Annotated in this window: 13 protein-coding genes, 1 tRNA gene and 1 pseudogene; 7 read left to right on the forward strand and 8 right to left on the reverse strand. The window is 65.2% G+C overall.

All coding sequences use genetic code 11. From position 1 onward, the window contains the following. Positions 1-2: 2 nt before the first annotated feature. The 3 genes from NP_RS01390 to NP_RS01400 form a co-directional block, all read right to left on the reverse strand. On the reverse strand, positions 3-1,037 hold the full coding sequence (locus NP_RS01390) for a TAXI family TRAP transporter solute-binding subunit (protein WP_011321999.1): 1,035 nt from the start codon (positions 1,035-1,037) through the stop codon (positions 3-5). A gap of 150 nt (positions 1,038-1,187) precedes the next feature. After that, entirely contained in the window at positions 1,188-2,546 is a 1,359-nt protein-coding gene (thiD, locus tag NP_RS01395) for a bifunctional hydroxymethylpyrimidine kinase/phosphomethylpyrimidine kinase (protein ID WP_011322000.1), read from the reverse strand. 63 nt (positions 2,547-2,609) lie between these two features. After that, positions 2,610-2,999 carry a hypothetical protein gene (locus NP_RS01400; RefSeq protein WP_011322001.1) on the reverse strand — a complete coding sequence of 130 codons (390 nt, stop codon included), beginning with the start codon at positions 2,997-2,999 and terminating at the stop codon, positions 2,610-2,612. Positions 3,000-3,154: 155 nt separating this feature from the next. On the opposite strand from NP_RS01400, the gene NP_RS01405 reads away from it, so the two are divergent. Further along, entirely contained in the window at positions 3,155-4,339 is a 1,185-nt protein-coding gene (locus tag NP_RS01405; RefSeq protein WP_011322002.1) for an aspartate kinase, read from the forward strand. Positions 4,340-4,342: 3 nt separating this feature from the next. Beyond that, on the forward strand, positions 4,343-4,804 hold the full coding sequence (locus tag NP_RS01410) for a TIGR00725 family protein (protein WP_011322003.1): 462 nt from the start codon (positions 4,343-4,345) through the stop codon (positions 4,802-4,804). Positions 4,805-4,945: 141 nt separating this feature from the next. Here NP_RS01410 and NP_RS01415 read toward each other — a convergent pair whose 3' ends face one another. From NP_RS01415 to lipA, 5 genes and pseudogenes are all read right to left on the reverse strand, one after another. Then, positions 4,946-5,689, reverse strand: a complete 744-nt coding sequence (locus tag NP_RS01415; protein ID WP_011322004.1) for a DNA polymerase sliding clamp — start codon at positions 5,687-5,689, stop codon at positions 4,946-4,948. A 90-nt stretch (positions 5,690-5,779) separates the two neighbouring features. Next, positions 5,780-7,330: a dihydrolipoamide acetyltransferase family protein gene (locus NP_RS01420; RefSeq protein WP_011322005.1), complete on the reverse strand. Its 1,551-nt coding sequence runs from the start codon at positions 7,328-7,330 to the stop codon at positions 5,780-5,782. 1 nt (position 7,331) lies between these two features. Next, a complete protein-coding gene (locus NP_RS01425; protein WP_011322006.1) occupies positions 7,332-8,321 on the reverse strand; it encodes an alpha-ketoacid dehydrogenase subunit beta in 990 nt (329 codons plus the stop codon). Then, positions 8,318-9,442 carry a pyruvate dehydrogenase (acetyl-transferring) E1 component subunit alpha gene (gene pdhA / locus NP_RS01430; RefSeq protein WP_011322007.1) on the reverse strand — a complete coding sequence of 375 codons (1,125 nt, stop codon included), beginning with the start codon at positions 9,440-9,442 and terminating at the stop codon, positions 8,318-8,320. The genes NP_RS01425 and pdhA overlap by 4 nt, the downstream gene beginning before the upstream one ends. A 146-nt stretch (positions 9,443-9,588) precedes the next feature. Next, a pseudogene (gene lipA / locus NP_RS01435) lies at positions 9,589-10,527 on the reverse strand (lipoyl synthase); the annotation flags it as partial. 80 nt (positions 10,528-10,607) lie between these two features. Here lipA and NP_RS01440 point away from each other — a divergent pair. The 5 genes from NP_RS01440 to thsB all read left to right on the forward strand — a co-directional run bounded on the left by NP_RS01440 (position 10,608) and on the right by thsB (position 15,980). Next, positions 10,608-12,992, forward strand: coding sequence for a DEAD/DEAH box helicase (locus NP_RS01440; protein WP_332370224.1), 2,385 nt, complete (start codon positions 10,608-10,610; stop codon positions 12,990-12,992). A gap of 310 nt (positions 12,993-13,302) precedes the next feature. Continuing rightward, a complete protein-coding gene (locus tag NP_RS01445; protein WP_011322010.1) occupies positions 13,303-13,686 on the forward strand; it encodes a Rid family detoxifying hydrolase in 384 nt (127 codons plus the stop codon). Beyond that, on the forward strand, positions 13,683-13,889 hold the full coding sequence (locus tag NP_RS01450; protein WP_011322011.1) for a hypothetical protein: 207 nt from the start codon (positions 13,683-13,685) through the stop codon (positions 13,887-13,889). Before NP_RS01445 ends, NP_RS01450 begins: the two co-directional genes overlap by 4 nt. 65 nt (positions 13,890-13,954) lie before the next feature. Then, positions 13,955-14,036, forward strand: a tRNA-Ser gene (locus NP_RS01455). A gap of 258 nt (positions 14,037-14,294) precedes the next feature. Further along, positions 14,295-15,980, forward strand: coding sequence for a thermosome subunit beta (gene thsB, locus NP_RS01460; RefSeq protein WP_011322012.1), 1,686 nt, complete (start codon positions 14,295-14,297; stop codon positions 15,978-15,980). Positions 15,981-16,060 lie beyond the last annotated feature (80 nt).

The following is a 16,060-nucleotide window of genomic DNA, read 5'->3' on the forward strand; positions in this document are numbered from 1 at the left end:
GCTCAGTTGAAGTAGGCCGCTGCGCCGGGGTGAAGTTCAATCGGCATGCCGTCCTGTGCGGTGTCGCGGCTGACGAACTCACTTTGGATGGTAATCTGGTCTTCGTTGTCGAAGATTGCCGCGGTGACCTCCTCAACAATGTCCTCGTCGTACTCCTCGCGGGTGGCAATCATCGCCTGCACCGAGACGGTATCGGTGTCTTCGTCGATGCCGGGGTATGTGCCGCCGGGCACCGTGTCGTCGGTGAACCACTGGGCGTCTTCCTGAAGCGTCGCCCGCTCGTCGTCGCTAAGCTCCAGCAGGTCGACATCGGCCGTCGTCGCGAGCTCTTCGATGGCACCGACCGGCCAGCCGCCGACAATAAAGGCCGCATCAACGTCGCCGTCACGAATCTGGTCGGCCGCTTGGGCGAACTCGCTGTTCTGTTCGTCGAAGTCGTCGGGGGTCAGTCCGGCGGCCGATTCGAGAATCTGCAGGGCGTTGACCTGCGTGCCGCTGCCGGAGTCGCCGGTGTTGACACGCATGCCCTCAAGGTCGGAGACTGTCTCGATGTCCGCGGCCGGACGGGTGAGGATGTGAATCGTCTCCGGGTACAGGGTCGCAACGCCACGGAGGTTCTCTATCGGGTTGCCCTCGAAGGCGGCAATTCCACGGCCTTCAGTAGCGAACGTCGCGATGTCGTTCTGGATAAGCGCGAAGTCGGCGTCGCCGCTGGCGAGGCTGCCGACGTTCTCGACGGACGCACCGGTCGACTGGACCTGCAGCGTGTGGTTGGTCTCCGTCTCAACGATGTCCTTGAGTTCCTGCGAGAACGGGTAGTACGTGCCGCCAGTCCCACCAGCGTGCCAGCCGATTGCTTCGCCAGCGGCACCGTCGTCGCCGTTTCCATTGCCGTTGCCGTTTCCGTTGCCGTTTCCGTTGCCGTTTCCGTTGCCGTTTCCGTCGCCGTTCCCGGTACAACCAGCGAGGCCGGCGATACCAGCAACGCCTACACCCTTTAGTAGGCTCCGTCGGTCGAGGTTAGACGTATCAACCATAGGGCAACATTTGCCCCTACGGTCATAAAGCCTTCCAAAATAATACGGGTTTCCCTCGCGTATTCGGCGTTAATGTATGAATATTAGCAGGTATTAATTACATTGGTTGATTACCGGCGTGGGAAAAATGGACGTGTTTTATGTTGTTGCTTACCGTTCGCGGAGTTCGTCGGCAGCTTCAATGAGCTGTGATACGACAGTTTCAGGACTTGTGGCAACGATTTTCATCATCGGCTCCTTGCCGACGTCTCCGCGGTCGATGATTGCCACTGGGTCGGCACCGTCGGCGAACACCTCGGTGGCCGCCCACTGCATTGTACTTTCTGCCGATTCGGGTTCGGCGTCGCGGTCGTATTCGGCGACCGTCCAGTCGAGTCGTTCGAGCGCCGACTCGACGGTAGCATCAAACCGACAGTTGGCGGCGGCGGCGAGGTCCGGGCGGTGTTCGCGGGCCGCAAGCAGGAACCGCGCGACGTGGCTGGACGCTCCGAACCGGACGCCACGGCCACGGGCGACACCGGAAACAGCCCGGGTGAGCCGTCCTTCGACCGCCGCGATATCGGCTGTCGTCTCAGCGTACGGGGTCGCCGCGACGACGTTCATGCCGACCTGTGGAATCGCCGGGCTGACATCCTCGGCGACGAGACGGTCAACAGCGTCCTGTACGGACTCGGCGACCGTATCCCGAACAGCGTCATCACGAAGGTCCACAAGGTGGTGAACTGCGCCCGGGCCGGAGCCGACGGAGTGGTGGTAGCGAACAGCCCGCTCCATAAAGTCGACTCCCCGTTCGACGGCCGTCGACAGCGGAGCCCCCGAAGCGAGATGTGTGGCGATAGCCGCCGACAGCGTACAGCCGGAGCCGTGGGTCGCGTCGGTGTCGATTCGGGGATGTGAGAACACCTCCGTCCCGGAATCAGCGACGAGAACGTCAGTGACCGCATCGCCGGGCATGTGACCGCCCTTGACCAGCGCCGCGTCGGCCCCGAGTGCAATTATCTCCTGTCCGGCCGCCCGAGCCTCGGCTTCGTCTTCCGGCTCGGAACCGGTCAGTACCGCTGCCTCGTCGGCGTTTGGCGTCGCAAGTGTCGCCGCCGCGAGCAAGTCCTCGTAGGCCGACTCGGCAGCCTCCGTCAGCAACCGGTCGCCCGTGGCCGCGACCATCACCGGGTCAACAACGACGGGACACGAGAGGTCGGCGACTCGCTGGGTGACCGTCTCGACGACCTCGGTGGTCGCCAGCATACCGGTTTTGACCGCCCGCACATCGAAATCGTCGGTGACAGCCTCGATTTGTGCTGCAAGCTCCTCGACCGGGAGGACGTGGCTGGACGCGACACCCGTCGTATTCTGTGCGGTCACTGCGGTCACTGCGGAGGTGCCGAACCCGCCCGTCGCCTCGATGGTCTTGAGGTCGGCTTGGATACCGGCGCCGCCGCCGGAGTCGCTGCCCGCTATCGTCAGCACGACCGGCTTCTCCGTTGGGGCCGGGGTGCGTGTTCCGTCCATACGGATACGACAACCGACAGGTACTAAGCGGTGGTGGTGAGACGCTCCGGCCGTCGGCTGGGACTATGCGTCCGGCTGCCACTCATAGCGGGTCGTTCCGACGCCGTCGAAGCGGGGACCACGGCCGCACTCCTCGAAGCCAGCCTCGACGGCGGCATCAGCCGCATCAGTGTCGGTCTCAGGAACCAACAGTTCAACGTCCATCTCTTCGCACGCAGCGAACCGGGCAGGTTCCTCCAGCAGGCGCTCACAGAGTTCGCAGTCTCCCTCCAGTTGCGTGACGTGGACCGTCCCCGCCTGTACGTCGAAGCTGACGAAGCCTTCGACCGTCTCGTCGTCGTCGGCAACCCTGACCGTCCGGTCGTGAATCAGGTTCCGCATCACGTCGGTCGGAGCGTCGGTCAGCGCCGCCAGCCGCTCGGCGTCCGCCTCGACGGCGTCCCGTACGTTCATGTGGAAAGCTAACACGTTCGAGGGGATTAACCTTTGGCGGCCGAGGGCGGAGACCACAACCCGCCACAGATGAACACCGTTATTTCCCGGGACTGGCTACCGGGGGGTATGAGCTACCACACGGGAAGCGTCCGAACTGGAGCGCGGGTGAAAGTATGCGCGTAGTTGCGAAGTTCGGCGGGACCAGTCTCGGCAACGGCGACCGGGTCAATCGGGCCGCAGACTCTATCGCCGCCGCTGTCGAGGAAGGCCACGAAGTCGCCGTCGTCGCCTCGGCGATGGGGTCGACGACCGACTTCCTGCTTGACGCCATCGAGTTCGAGGCCGACGAAGCCGATGAGGCCGAAATCGTCTCGATGGGCGAACGGACCTCGGTGCGGATGCTGAAGGCCGCGCTCGGTGCCCGTGACATCAACGCGAAGTTCCTCGAACCCGGGACCGAGGAGTGGCCGGTCATCACCGACGAGCACGGGGAAGTCGACGTCGAGGCGACGCAGCGACGCGCCAAGCAACTCGCCGCTGATATGGCTGCCGAGGGGTACGTACCCGTCATCACCGGCTTCCTTGCACAGGACCACGCCGGCAACGTGACGACACTCGGTCGCGGCGGCTCCGATACGACGGCCGTGATGCTCGGCAACTACATGAACGCCGACGAGGTCGTCATCATCACCGACGTCGAGGGCGTCATGACCGGCGACCCGCGCGTCGTCGAAGGTGCCCGAAACGTCGGCGAAATCACCGTCGACGAACTCCGGAACCTCTCGTTCCGCGGTGCGGAGGTCGTCGCACCGTCGGCGCTTTCCTACAAGACTGCGGACATGATTGTCCGTGTTGCCCACTACCAGCACGGCGACCTACTGGACGGTGGCACGACCATCGAAGGCCAGTTCCAGAACCTCATCGATATGCGCGAGGAGCCGCTGGCGTGTCTGACCGCCGCCGGGCGGGCCATCCGCAACACGCCCGGGATTCTCTCCGACCTGTCGACGGAGCTATCGGAGGCAGACATCAACGTCGATGCCGTCGCCAGCGGAATGGACTCGGTGACCTTCTACGTCGATGCCGAAGTGGCCGAGGAAGCCGAAACCGTCCTCCATCAAGCAGTCATCGACCTCGACGAACTGTCGAGTGTCACCGTCGACGACGATATCGCCGTCATCCGCATCACCGGCGGCGAACTCCCGAACAACTCCGGCATTCTCGAAGACATCATCAACCCGCTCGCGGACGCGCACATCAACGTCCTCGATTTGGTCACCAGCGCGACCTCGGTAGCCGTCTTCCTCGAGTGGGACGACCGCGAGGACGCCCTCGAAATCATTCAGGACGCAGTCTGACGGATGCGCGTTTCGGTTATCGGCGGCTCCAGTGTCGGCGACGAGAGCGCGGCCATCGCCGAGTCGGTCGGACAAACCCTCGCCGAACACGGACACACGGTCGTCTGCGGCGGCCTCGGTGGTGTAATGGAAGCTGTCTGTCGCGGCGCGCACAACGCCGAGCCGCCGGCCGAGACCATCGGCATCCTCCCCGGACGCGACCGGACGGCAGCCAACGACTGGGTAACGACTCCGATAGCGACCGGGCTGGGGAACGCTCGGAACGTTGTCGTCGTCCGCAACGGCGATGCCGTCATCGCCGTCGACGGCGCGGCCGGAACGCTCTCGGAACTCGGCCACGCGCTTGACCTCGGGCGGCCGGTTGCCGGGCTGCGAACCCACGACATCGAGCTCGATGGCTTCCAGCCCGTCGAGACGCCAACGGAGGCCGTCGAGTACGTCGAACGCGCCGTTGGCAGCCGGTAGCCGGCAGTGTTCTGAGCAGTCAAAAATGGAAGCGGGCGGGACGCACGCTCGTTCGGTGGCGTCTCCGTAGAGACCACCGAGCGACCAGACAGGAGTGCGTTTGCTTCTCGGTCCGTAGAACGTTCGTGACGCGAGTCCGTATCAGTCGCTCTGGATGCGCGGTGCGAGCATGTAGGTGACGTGGCCGTCGCCCTCGGCGAAATCGAAGTGCATCTTGACGGGGAACTCCTCGCCGAGTTCCATGGTCACTTCGGCGTCTTTCGGAATCGCCTTGTTCATATCCTTGAGATAGTCGAGCGAGAACAGCGACCGCGCCTCACCGGGCGTGAGGTCGATGAGGTCCTCGCGGTCGAGTTCGAGGTGGACATCGTCGGTGTCGCCTTCGGCGTCGACGTAGAACTCCTCGGCGTCGGGGTCGACACCCAGCGCGATATGGTCCGAAACCATGTCGGCGGCGGTGACCGCACGGTCGATGTCAGCGCCTTCGATGACGATTTCGGAGGACAGATCGAGGTCAGGGAGGTCCGGCTCCTGGCGGATGGAGTCGGGGTCGATAAGCGCGAGCGTATACTCCAGTCCATCGAGCGAGATGTGGAGCTTGCGGGTCTCCTCGTCGAGGTCGAGATGAACGAGCTGGCCCGAGTCGGCCATCCCGACGATGTCTTCGAGGCGGTCGAGATTGACGCCGATGACGCCGCCGTCGGTCTCGTAGGACTCGAACGCCGACGCCGAAAGCTCGAGGTCGACCATGCCGACGTTCGCGGGGTCAACCGCACGAATCGTGAGGCCCTCCTCGTCGAGGCGGACCTTGCACTCGTCGACGAGGACGCTTACCGAATCCAGCGCCGCCCCGAGCGTGTCCGCGCTCACGATAGCCTTGAACATATACGTCTCCCTTCTGCCCGCCTCCCTAAAAAACCAATTGAGTCGCGGGCGCACGCGACGTGCGGCGGTCGCGACAGCGACGGGAGCTAGCTACTCCAAGAGCAGCAGCTCAGGGTCTTCGAGGTACGCCGAAACGGTGTTGACAAAGCTCGCGGCCTCCGCGCCGTCGATGACGCGATGGTCGATAGAAAGCGAGAGCGTCAGCACGTCGCGAGGGACGATTTCGTCGTCGACGACCCGAGGCTTGCGTTTGATTTCGCCGAGGCCGAGAATCGCCGCCTCCGGGTAGTTGATGATGGGCGTAGCGTATTCGCCGCCGACGGCTCCGAAGTTCGTGACGGTAAAGGTCCCGCCCTGCATCTCTTCGGGGGCGATAGAGCGCTCTCGGGCCTTCGAGACGAGGTCGCGCATCTCGTCAGCGATAGCAAGCAGCCCCTTCCGGTCGACATCGTCGACGACCGGCACCATCAGCCCGGCGTCGGTCGCGGTGGCGACGCCGACGTTGTAGTCGCTTCTGAGGACGATTTCCTCGGCGTCTTCGTCGAGTTGGGCGTTGAGCACCGGATGTTCCTGTAGGCCAGCGACGACGGCTTTCAGGACAAACGGCATGTAGGTCAGCTTCGTATCGCGGGCCTCGGCCCGGTCGCTGAGTCGGTCACGAATCTCGACCAGCCGCGTCACGTCGACCTCGTCGTGGTGGGTGGCATGCGGGACGGTGCGTTTCGACTCCGCCATCCGCTCGCCGATGGTCCGCCTAATGCCGCGGTAGGGGATGCGCTCGTCCCCGGCAGTGTCGGCAGTCGTATCGGCGACAGCGGCCGTATCGGCCGCCTGCGCCTCGGTTTGGGCCTCGGCGTACTGCTGGACCTGCTCGGGCGTGACGAAGGCTTCACCGTCGCGTGTTTCGTCCGTCGGAACCGCATCGAGGTCGACACCGCTCTCGTCAGCGAGCTTTCTGGTCGCCGGCGCAGCGAGCGTTCGGTCGCGGTCGGCCGCTTCGGCGGCAGTGGGCTTCTCGTCGGGTGTCGCGTCCGAGCCGCCGTCGTCTGCTTCCTCGTCGACGCGGCGAACCGCGGAGCGAACGTCATCGTCCGTGTCATCCGTATCTGCGTCGTCACCGGACGGCGGCGCATCGTCAGCCCCGCTTTCGACGGTGTCGGTCGCGTCGGCCGCCGCACGAACGTCAGCCTCCGTCACTCTGCCGCCGGGGCCGCTTCCGTCGACGGCAGCGATGTCGACGCCCAGTTCGCGGGCGAGCCGGCGTGTGGAAGGGGCAGCAAAGACGCGACCGTCGGCACCCGTCGGGGCGGCATCGGTGGTTGAGTCGTCGTCTTCCGTGGCGGCTTCATCCGTGGTGGCTTTGTCCGCGGGTTCACCCTCGTCGTCAGTAGCGTCGCTATCGCCGTCGACATCGAAGGTGATGATGACGGTCCCGACCGAAACCATCTCGCCCTCCTCGGCGCGGAGTTCCGCCACCGTGCCGTTGACGGGAGCGGGCACCTCGACGACCGCCTTGTCGGTCTCGACTTCGGCGACCGGCTGGTCTTCGGTGACCGTCTCGCCGGGTTCGACGAGCCAGCGGACGATTTCGGCCTCGGTCAGTCCCTCACCGACGTCGGGGAGTTCGAACTCGTGTGCCATGTTATGCCTCGTAGGTTTCCCGTATCGCGTCCTCGATTCGCGTGTCCTCGGGCATGTAGTAGTCCTCCAGCGCGTACAGCGGGTAGGGAACGTCAAAGCCAGTCACGCGGTTGACCGGGGCCTCTTGGTAGTAGAGGGCTTCCTCCTGAATCGTCGCAGTAATCTCACCCGCGAGCCCGCCGGTTTTGGGGGCCTCGTGGACGACCACCGCCCGCCCTGTCTTCTTGAATGACTCGACGATTGTCTCGCGGTCCATCGGCGACAGTGTTCGCATATCGACGACCTCGACGTCGATGCCGTCCTCGGCGACCGACTCGGCAGCCGAGAGCGTCGGCCGGACCATCGCTCCCCACGTGAACACCGACAGGTCGGTTCCATCACGCCGGACAGCCGCCTCCCCGAGCGGCACCGTATACGGCTCCTCGGGCACGTCCTCGCGGAACGCCCGGTAGATGAGCTTCGGTTCGAGGAAGACGACCGGGTCCGGGTCGCGAATCGCCGACGCCAGCAGTCCCTTGGTGTCGTACGGCGTCGAGGGAATCACGACTTTCAGTCCGGCCTCGTGGGTGTAGAATGCCTCCTTGGACTCGGAGTGGTGTTCCGGCGCACGGATGCCGCCGCCGTAGGGGGCACGGAGAACCATCGGGCAGGTGAAGTCCCCACGAGAGCGGGTCCGCAGCCGGGCAGCGTGGGAGACGAGCTGGTCGAAACCGGGGTACATGAAGCCCGAGAACTGAATCTCGGGGACGGGTCGGAGCCCGTAGGCCGCCATGCCGATGGCGGACCCGATGATGCCCGACTCGGCCAGCGGCGTGTCGATGACGCGGTCCTCGCCGAACTCGTCGTAGAGTCCTTCCGTCGCCCGGAAGACGCCGCCGTTTTTGCCGACGTCCTCGCCGAGGACGAGAACGTCCTCGTCGCGTTCCATTTCGCTTTTGAGTCCATCGCGGACGGCCTGTACCAGCGTGAGACTCTGTGTTTCCGTACTCATTCCAGTAGCTCCTCGTCGCCGTAGCGGTTGCGAAGTCGGTCCAGTTGCCGTTGCTGTGCGTCGAGTTCGGGCGGGCGGTCGGCGTAGACGTTGTCGAACATCGAGTCCGGGGCGGGCCGTTCGGTCGACTCGGCGGCCTCGACGGCGTCGGCGACCTCGTCGGTCACCGACTGCTCGATGGCGGCGACGCGTTCGTCATCGAGCAGCCCGCGGTCCCGAAGGAACAGTTCGAGCCGCGGTATCGGGTCTTTTTGTTTCCAGCGTTCGACCTCGTCGTCGTCACGGTAGACGGATGGGTCGTCGGCGGTCGTGTGCGCGCCGAAACGGTACTGGATGGCCTCAATGAGCGTGGGCCGACACGCCCGGCCGGGGGCGTCGTCACGGGACGGGTCGGCGGCGTGAGCCTTCTCGACGGCTTCTCGCGTCACCTTATACACCGCAAGCGGGTCCATCCCGTCGACGAGAACCCCCTCGAAGCCGTAGGCGTGGGCCTTCTGTGCCAGCGTCGCCGAGGCCGACTGCTGTTCGCGGGGGACGGAAATCGCCCACTGGTTGTTGTTGCAGAAAAACACCGCCGGCAGGTCGAAGACGCCGGCGAAATTCAACCCCTCGTGGAAGTCCCCCTCGCTCGTTGCACCGTCACCGAAGTAACACAGCGAGACGATGTCATCGCCCTTCAGGTCAGCGGCCCACGCGACCCCGGTCGCGTGAAGCACCTGGGTCGCGATTGGTACCGCGACCGGGAACACGTTGGCGGCAGCCGTCTGGCTGCCGCGCTCGTCGCCCATCCAGTACTGGAGCGTCTGGTCGAGGTCGATGCCACGGACGTAGGCGGCGGCATGCTCCCGGTAACTCGGGAACACCCAGTCGTCCGCATCCAGCGCGAGGGCGCTGCCGACTTGGGCGGCCTCTTGGCCGGACATCGGCGGGAAAGTCCCCATCCGCCCCTGTCGCTGGAGGCTGACCGCCCGTTCGTCGAAGTGGCGGGCCAGCCGCATCGTCCGATACATTTCGAGAAGCGTTTCGTCGTCGATATCGGGAACGCCGTCCTCGGCGACGACCTGCCCGTCTTCGTCGAGTACCTGCACGCGGTCGCGGGGGTCGCGCTGCAGCGTACTCATAGGTCCCTCCATCGCATAGCCTGAATATCAAAGGCCGGCGGCATAGTAGTTACGTACGTTGCGGTTCGTCCAATACTTTCCGACTACGGTTGTGAGACCCAAGGCGACCGGCACCGGGCAGCAACACGCGTCGAAGGCTGGCTGCGCTACTGCCTCTCAGCGGCTGCGCGGGCTGCCTCAATGTCGAGGCCGTCCCGTTCGAGCGCTTCGACGAAAAGTTCGCCCGCTTTGAACGACGAGCGGACCATCGGCCCGGACGCACAGTAGAGAAAGCCGAACTCGGTTTCGGCGACCCGCTTCCAGACATCGAAGGTGTCCGGCGTGACGTACTCAAAGACCTCCAGATGCGACCGCGAGGGTTGGAGATACTGGCCGAAGGTGACGATGTCGACGCCGACCTCGCTGAGGTCGCCGAGCGTCCGGTAGACCTCGTGGGCGTACTCGCCAACCCCGAGCATCAGGCTTGTCTTGGCGTAACAGCCGTCGGCCGCCGCAATCTGCCGGAGCACGTCGAGGGACTGCTCGTAGCCGGCGCGGCGGTCGCGGACAGGCCACTGGAGTCGCTCGACGGTTTCGACGTTGTGGGCGACGACGTCGGGGTCGGCATCGATGATTCGGTCAACGGCATCGGTATCACCTTGGAAGTCGGGGATGAGCGCCTCCACGAGCACCGAGGTGTCACGGCGTTTGATTTCCCGGATGGTCTCGGCGAAGTGACCGGCACCGCCGTCGTCGAGGTCGTCGCGGTCGACGGAAGTCAACACCACGTAGTCGAGGCCGATTTCCGCGACGGCCTCGGCGACGTTCGCCGGCTCGTCGGGGTCGAGCGGGTCCATCCCGCCGGTTGCGACGTCACAGAAGTTACAGCCGCGGGAACAGCGGTCGCCCAGTAGCATGAACGTCGCCGTTCCCGGTCCATCGCGGCCGCTCCAGCAGTCACCGAGATTCGGACAGTTGGCCTCCTCACAGACCGTGTTGAGGTCGCGGTCGCGGAGTGTCTCCTTGATTTCGGTGAATCGGCGGCCGCTCGGCGGACGGGTCCTGAGCCACTCGGGCTTCCGTCGGCGGCTGCTCATACATCGACGTTGGCTGCCGCGGACAAAAGCCTGCGGCCTCGAAAGCGGCGACGGAAACGCCTATGTCGCTTCCACCCCCGGCTTCGTTCGTGGCAAGCCGAACCGAATACGAGCCCGGGACCCCGGTCGAAGCGGTGTTCCCGTCGTTCGCCGAAGCCTTCCCGTTCGAGTCGTTCAACCGGATGCAGTCGGCGGCGCTGCCGGCCATCGCCGACCGCGATGACAACGTGGTCGTCAGCGCCCCGACAGCCAGCGGCAAGACGGCGCTGGCCGAGGCGGCCATCTGTCGGACACTGGACGCCGGCGGGACCGCGCTGTTTCTCGCGCCGTTGCGGGCGCTGACAAACGAAAAGGAGTCCGAGTGGGAGCGCTTCGAGTCGCTGGGCTATTCGGTCTACGTCGTCACCGGCGAGCGCGACCTCGACCCGCGGCGGGCCGAGCGGGCCGACATCCTCGTGATGACGCCCGAAAAGGCCGATTCGGCGACCAGAAAACACGATTCGCCGCGGTATGCGTTCATCACTGACATCGACTGTTGTGTCATCGATGAGGTGCATCTGCTCGATTCAGACCGGCGCGGAGCGGTGCTTGAAGTGACCGTCTCGCGGCTCCGCCGGCTCTGTGACCCCCGCGTGGTCGCGCTGTCGGCGACGATGCAGAACGTCGACGACGTTGCGGCGTGGCTCGATGCGCCGCCCGAATCGACCTTCGAGTTCGGCGACGACTACCGGCCGGTGCCGCTTTCGGCAACTGTCGAGACCTACGCCCACGGCGACAACGCCTTCGCCGACAAGTACCGGCGGCTCTACCGGGCGCTCGACCTCGCCGAGCCGCACATCAACGAGGGCGGACAGGCGCTCGTGTTCGTCGCGTCACGGCAGGACACCGTCAGGGCCGCCGAAAAGGCCAGAGACGAACTCGCAGAGCGGGATATCGACATCGGCGCACGCGGCGACTACGACTTCCATACTGACGCCGCCGAACTGGAAAACGACACGCTCCGGAAGTCGGTTGTCGACGGCGTCGGCTTCCACCACGCCGGCCTCTCGAAGGCCGACAAAGACCGGGTCGAGGAGTGGTTCAAGCAGGGCAAGATTCAGCTGCTGTTCTCGACGTCGACGCTGGCGTGGGGCGTCAACCTCCCGGCTCGGTGTGTGGTCATCCGTGATACAAAGCTTCACGACCCGCTGGAAGGCGAAGTCGACATCAGTCCGCTGGATATCCTCCAGATGCTCGGTCGCGCCGGGCGGCCGGGATACGACGACGCCGGCTACGCCCACATCGTCTGTGACGGGAGCGACGCCGACAAATACCGACAGCTCCTCCGGGACGGCAAACCTATCGAGTCGCGGCTGGCCGAGACGCTGGATTCGCATCTGAACGCCGAGATCGCGCTGGGGGTTGTCGACGACATCGACGACGTGCTCTCGTGGTTGGAGACGACGTTCTACTACGCACGCGCTCAAAGCGCCCCCGGGAAGTACGAGGCGGGCGACTCGCTTCGGGACCGGGTGTCGGCGACGCTCGAGCGGCTTGTCGACGGCGGCTTCGTCGACCAGTCCGGATTGAATATCGAGCCGACGGGGCTCGGCAGGCTCACCTCGCAGTTCTACCTCCAACTCAACACCGCAGAATCGTTCGACGCGCTGTGTCAGCGTGCGGCAAGCAACGAGAGCCCGCCCATCGACGAGTCGACAGTGTTGCGTGCTGTCGCCGACGCGGCGGCCTTCGACAGTGTCTCCGCACGGCGGGACGAGCGCGAGGCCTTCGAGGCCGTTCTCGGCCACGAGGGCGACGACCTCGACGACGGCAACCGAAAGGTGTTGGCGATTCTCCGAGCGGGGATGGACGGGACGACGCCCGGCGAACTGCAAAGCGACGCGTGGGTCATCAGGCGGAACGCCCGCCGGCTGCTCGCGGCGCTGCGGGCCTTCTGTGAGCGTTTTGCCGACCCGCGTGACGCCAACCTCGTCCGCCGCATCGAGGCGCGCATCGAGCACGGCGTCAGCGACGATACCGTCGGGCTGGTCGCCATCGAGGGCGTCGGTACGGGACGGGCTCAGACGCTCGCCGAGGCCGGCATCGACAGTCCGGCAGCGGTTCGGGCCGCCGGCGTCGACGGGCTTCGAAAAGCGGGCCTCAGCGAAAGCGTCGCCGAGCGGATACACGAGCAGGCCCGCGACCTGCCGGCCCTCGATTTCGACTGGAAAGATATCCCCGACCGTATCAGACACGGGGAGAACACGATGGGCGAGGTGACCATCAAAAACGCCGGCGGCGGGGAGCCCGCCGGGATTCGCGTGACCGTAAACGGCGTCGAGATGACCCAGCAAACCAGCTACCTCGGCGAGGCGACGGTTCCGGTCGGGGTTTTCGGCGGCGACGCGGAGACGCTCACCTACGAAGTCGAGGTCGCGTTTCCGAACCTGCCGCTGCGGCCGGTCGTCGACAGCCGGACCGTCGACGTTGCGTGAGTCCGGGCGGATATTTCGAACCCCCTCGTTTCGTGTGGATATGGGGCAAATACCGCTGGTTATGGGTTTCCCGGAGTACCGGCAATCGCCTCGAAATCCCCTTTTAGCGCCTCAGTTGTCTGTAATCGACCGCACGTGATTGTGTCACGAATGGGGTCGGCGGAGAGTGTCAGTCGGTTGGTTCCATCCGAAACGGTGGTCCGGTGGCGGATACCGAACCCCAGACGCGGTCAGTTTTTATTGTTTCCGTGCCGGTGTCCGTTCCGAGCGGCCCGTAACTTTCACCGCCCCGCCCGTCCAACCGCCGGGCATGAGCAAAGAGATCGTCTCTACGGACGAGGCACCGGCCGCCGCGGGCGCGTACAGTCAGGCCACGACCGACGGCAACCTGATTTTTACTGCCGGGCAAATCGCGATGACCCCGGACGGCGACTCGCTCGCCGACGAGCCAATCGAGGTCCAGACGGAACGGGCGCTCAAGAACCTCGAAGCCGTACTCGAAGCGGCGGGAGCGGGGCTCGACGACGTGCTCAAGACAACCGTCTATTTGGCCGACATCGACGACTTCGAGGCGATGAACGGAACCTACGCCGACTTCTTCGACGGAGAGCCGCCGGCCCGGTCGGCGGTCGAGGCTGGCGACCTGCCGCTCGGGATGGGCGTCGAAATCGAGGCCGTCGCAACTAAGCCGTGAAGCCGCGGCGGAAGTCGGCGCTGCTGTGGGGTGCGGTCGCGGCGCTTTCGTTTCTGGTGCTCCATCAGGGCTATCTGCTCGCCGGCGGGGCGTTTCTCGGCGTCGGGCCGGTCGCGGCCGTCACGGTCGCCGTCTTCGTCGGCGGTGCGGCCGTGAGCTACTACGCCGAAGGGCGGTTCGGCCTGTTCGGCTGGCGGCGCTGATTGGGCCATGGCACCCGACCGCAACGCGAAGCCTTTAAACGGCCGACTCCGGTACTGTAGACTGAGCCAGGATGGCCGAACGGTAAGGCGCACGCCTGGAAAGCGTGTTCCCTTCCGGGATTCTGGGTTCAAATCCCAGTCCTGGCGCTTCTTCCCGTTGCATTGACGACCAGCCCCGTGTCCGTCGGCAAGGGAGCGGTCCGACGGGCAACTGCGTGCTTATATACTGGCCGGTCGGGGCGCATCGGACGACTGTTCCAACCGGTTGGCTCTGTCCGCGCCATCGTTTGACACACCGGCGCTTTACACTGGTTTTCGGTGTTCTTGCCGGGGCTACCGCCGGAGCCGTCGCTGAGCCCCAACAGTCACTTTTATATAGAACCGTAGACAATCATTCGGACGACTATGAGCCAACAGCAGCAGATGGGAGGTCAGCCGATGATCATTCTCGGCGAAGACTCCCAACGGATGAAGGACCGCGACGCCCAGTCGCACAACATCGCGGCGGCGAAGGCGGTCGCAGAGTCGGTACGCTCGACGCTCGGCCCGAAGGGCATGGACAAGATGCTCGTTTCCTCGATGGGCGACATCACCGTCACCAACGACGGCGTCACCATCCTCGAAGAGATGGACATCGACAACCCGACGGCCTCGATGATTGTCGAGGTCGCCGAGACGCAGGAAGACGAAGCCGGCGACGGCACGACGACGGCCGTCTCCATCGCGGGCGAGCTTCTGAAGAACGCCGAGGACCTCCTCGAACAGGACATCCACCCGACGGCTATCATCAAGGGCTTCCACCTCGCAAGCGACCGAGCCCGCGAGGAAGTTGACAACGTCGCCACTGAGGTCGACCCCAAAGACACCGAGCTCCTGAAGAAGGTCGCCGAAACGTCGATGACCGGCAAGGGCGCGGAACTCGAAAAGGACGTTCTCGCCCAGCTCGTCGTCGACGCCGTACAGGCTGTCACCGTCGACACCGACGACGGCGAAACCGTCGTCGACCTCGAGTTCATCAACACCGAGACGCAAACCGGCCGCTCGGCCGGCGAGTCGGAGCTGCTGGAAGGGGCCGTCATCAGCAAAGAGCCCGTCCACGCCGACATGCCGACCGAAGCCGACGACGCCGACGTGCTCCTCATCGACGAGGCCATCGAGGTCGAGGACACCGACGCCGACGCCAGCCTCCAGCTCGACAGCCCCGACCAACTGCAGGAGTTCATCGACAAGGAAGAAGAGCAGCTCCGCGAGAAGGTCGACGCTATCGCTGCGACCGGCGCTGACGTCGTCTTCTGTCAGCGCGGCATCGACGACCTCGCCGAGCATTTCCTCGCCAAGGAAGGTATCATCGCTGCGTCCCGAGTGAAAAAGAGCGACCTCAGCTTCCTCAAGGAGGTCACCGAAGCCACCATCGTCTCCGACATCGACACGCTCGACGCCGAGGCGCTCGGCTCCGCCGATGTCCGCTTCGACAGCGACGAGGAGCTGTTCTACGTCGAAGGAACCGGCGACCAGCCCCACGGTGTCACGATGCTGCTGCGTGGCTCGACCGGGCACGTCGTCGACGAGCTCGAACGCGGTATCGGCGACGCGCTTGACGTTGTCGCCCAGACCGTCTCCGACGGCCGCGTCCTCGCCGGCGGCGGTGCCGTCGAGGTTGAGGTCGCCCGCCGCGTCCGCGACTACGCCGACAGCGTCTCCGGCCGCGAGCAGCTAGCCGTCGAGGCCTTCGCCGACGCGCTGGAGCTCGTCCCGCGCGTTCTTGCGGAAAACGCCGGTCTCGACTCCATCGACACGCTTGTCGACCTGCGCGCAGCCCACGAAGACGGCGACGAGGCCGCCGGCCTCGATGTCTTCAGCGGTGACGTCGTCGACACCTTCGACGCCGGTGTCGTTGAGTCGGCGCACGCGAAACAGCAGGCGCTGTCGTCCGCGACTGAGGCCGCAAACCTCGTCCTCAAGATCGACGACATCATCGCCGCCGACGAGCTGTCCACCGAGGGCGACGAGCCCGAGGGCGGTGCTGGCGGCATGGGCGGCGGCATGGGCGGCATGGGCGGTATGGGCGGCGGCATGGGCGGCATGATGTAAGCCCGGCCGCAGCCAACGTACTGTCATACGCATCCCCTCGACGTTCACACGCTCGTTTCCGACGACGCACTCACACCCCT

The sequence above is a fragment of the Natronomonas pharaonis DSM 2160 genome (assembly GCF_000026045.1).
In the GTDB taxonomy this organism is placed as follows: domain Archaea; phylum Halobacteriota; class Halobacteria; order Halobacteriales; family Haloarculaceae; genus Natronomonas; species Natronomonas pharaonis.

What these genes read in the sequence shown, in the direction of transcription:
- NP_RS01405 (WP_011322002.1), top strand. Translation starts at nt 3,155, where the DNA reads ATGCGCGTAGTTGCGAAGTTCGGCGGGACCAGTCTCGGCAACGGCGAC.
- NP_RS01410 (WP_011322003.1), top strand. Translation starts at nt 4,343, where the DNA reads ATGCGCGTTTCGGTTATCGGCGGCTCCAGTGTCGGCGACGAGAGCGCG.
- NP_RS01445 (WP_011322010.1), top strand. Translation starts at nt 13,303, where the DNA reads ATGAGCAAAGAGATCGTCTCTACGGACGAGGCACCGGCCGCCGCGGGC.
- NP_RS01390 (WP_011321999.1), bottom strand. Translation starts at nt 1,037, where the DNA reads ATGGTTGATACGTCTAACCTCGACCGACGGAGCCTACTAAAGGGTGTA.
- NP_RS01415 (WP_011322004.1), bottom strand. Translation starts at nt 5,689, where the DNA reads ATGTTCAAGGCTATCGTGAGCGCGGACACGCTCGGGGCGGCGCTGGAT.
- thsB (WP_011322012.1), top strand. Translation starts at nt 14,295, where the DNA reads ATGAGCCAACAGCAGCAGATGGGAGGTCAGCCGATGATCATTCTCGGC.
- pdhA (WP_011322007.1), bottom strand. Translation starts at nt 9,442, where the DNA reads ATGAGTACGCTGCAGCGCGACCCCCGCGACCGCGTGCAGGTACTCGAC.
- NP_RS01400 (WP_011322001.1), bottom strand. Translation starts at nt 2,999, where the DNA reads ATGAACGTACGGGACGCCGTCGAGGCGGACGCCGAGCGGCTGGCGGCG.
- NP_RS01420 (WP_011322005.1), bottom strand. Translation starts at nt 7,330, where the DNA reads ATGGCACACGAGTTCGAACTCCCCGACGTCGGTGAGGGACTGACCGAG.
- thiD (WP_011322000.1), bottom strand. Translation starts at nt 2,546, where the DNA reads ATGGACGGAACACGCACCCCGGCCCCAACGGAGAAGCCGGTCGTGCTG.
- NP_RS01425 (WP_011322006.1), bottom strand. Translation starts at nt 8,321, where the DNA reads ATGAGTACGGAAACACAGAGTCTCACGCTGGTACAGGCCGTCCGCGAT.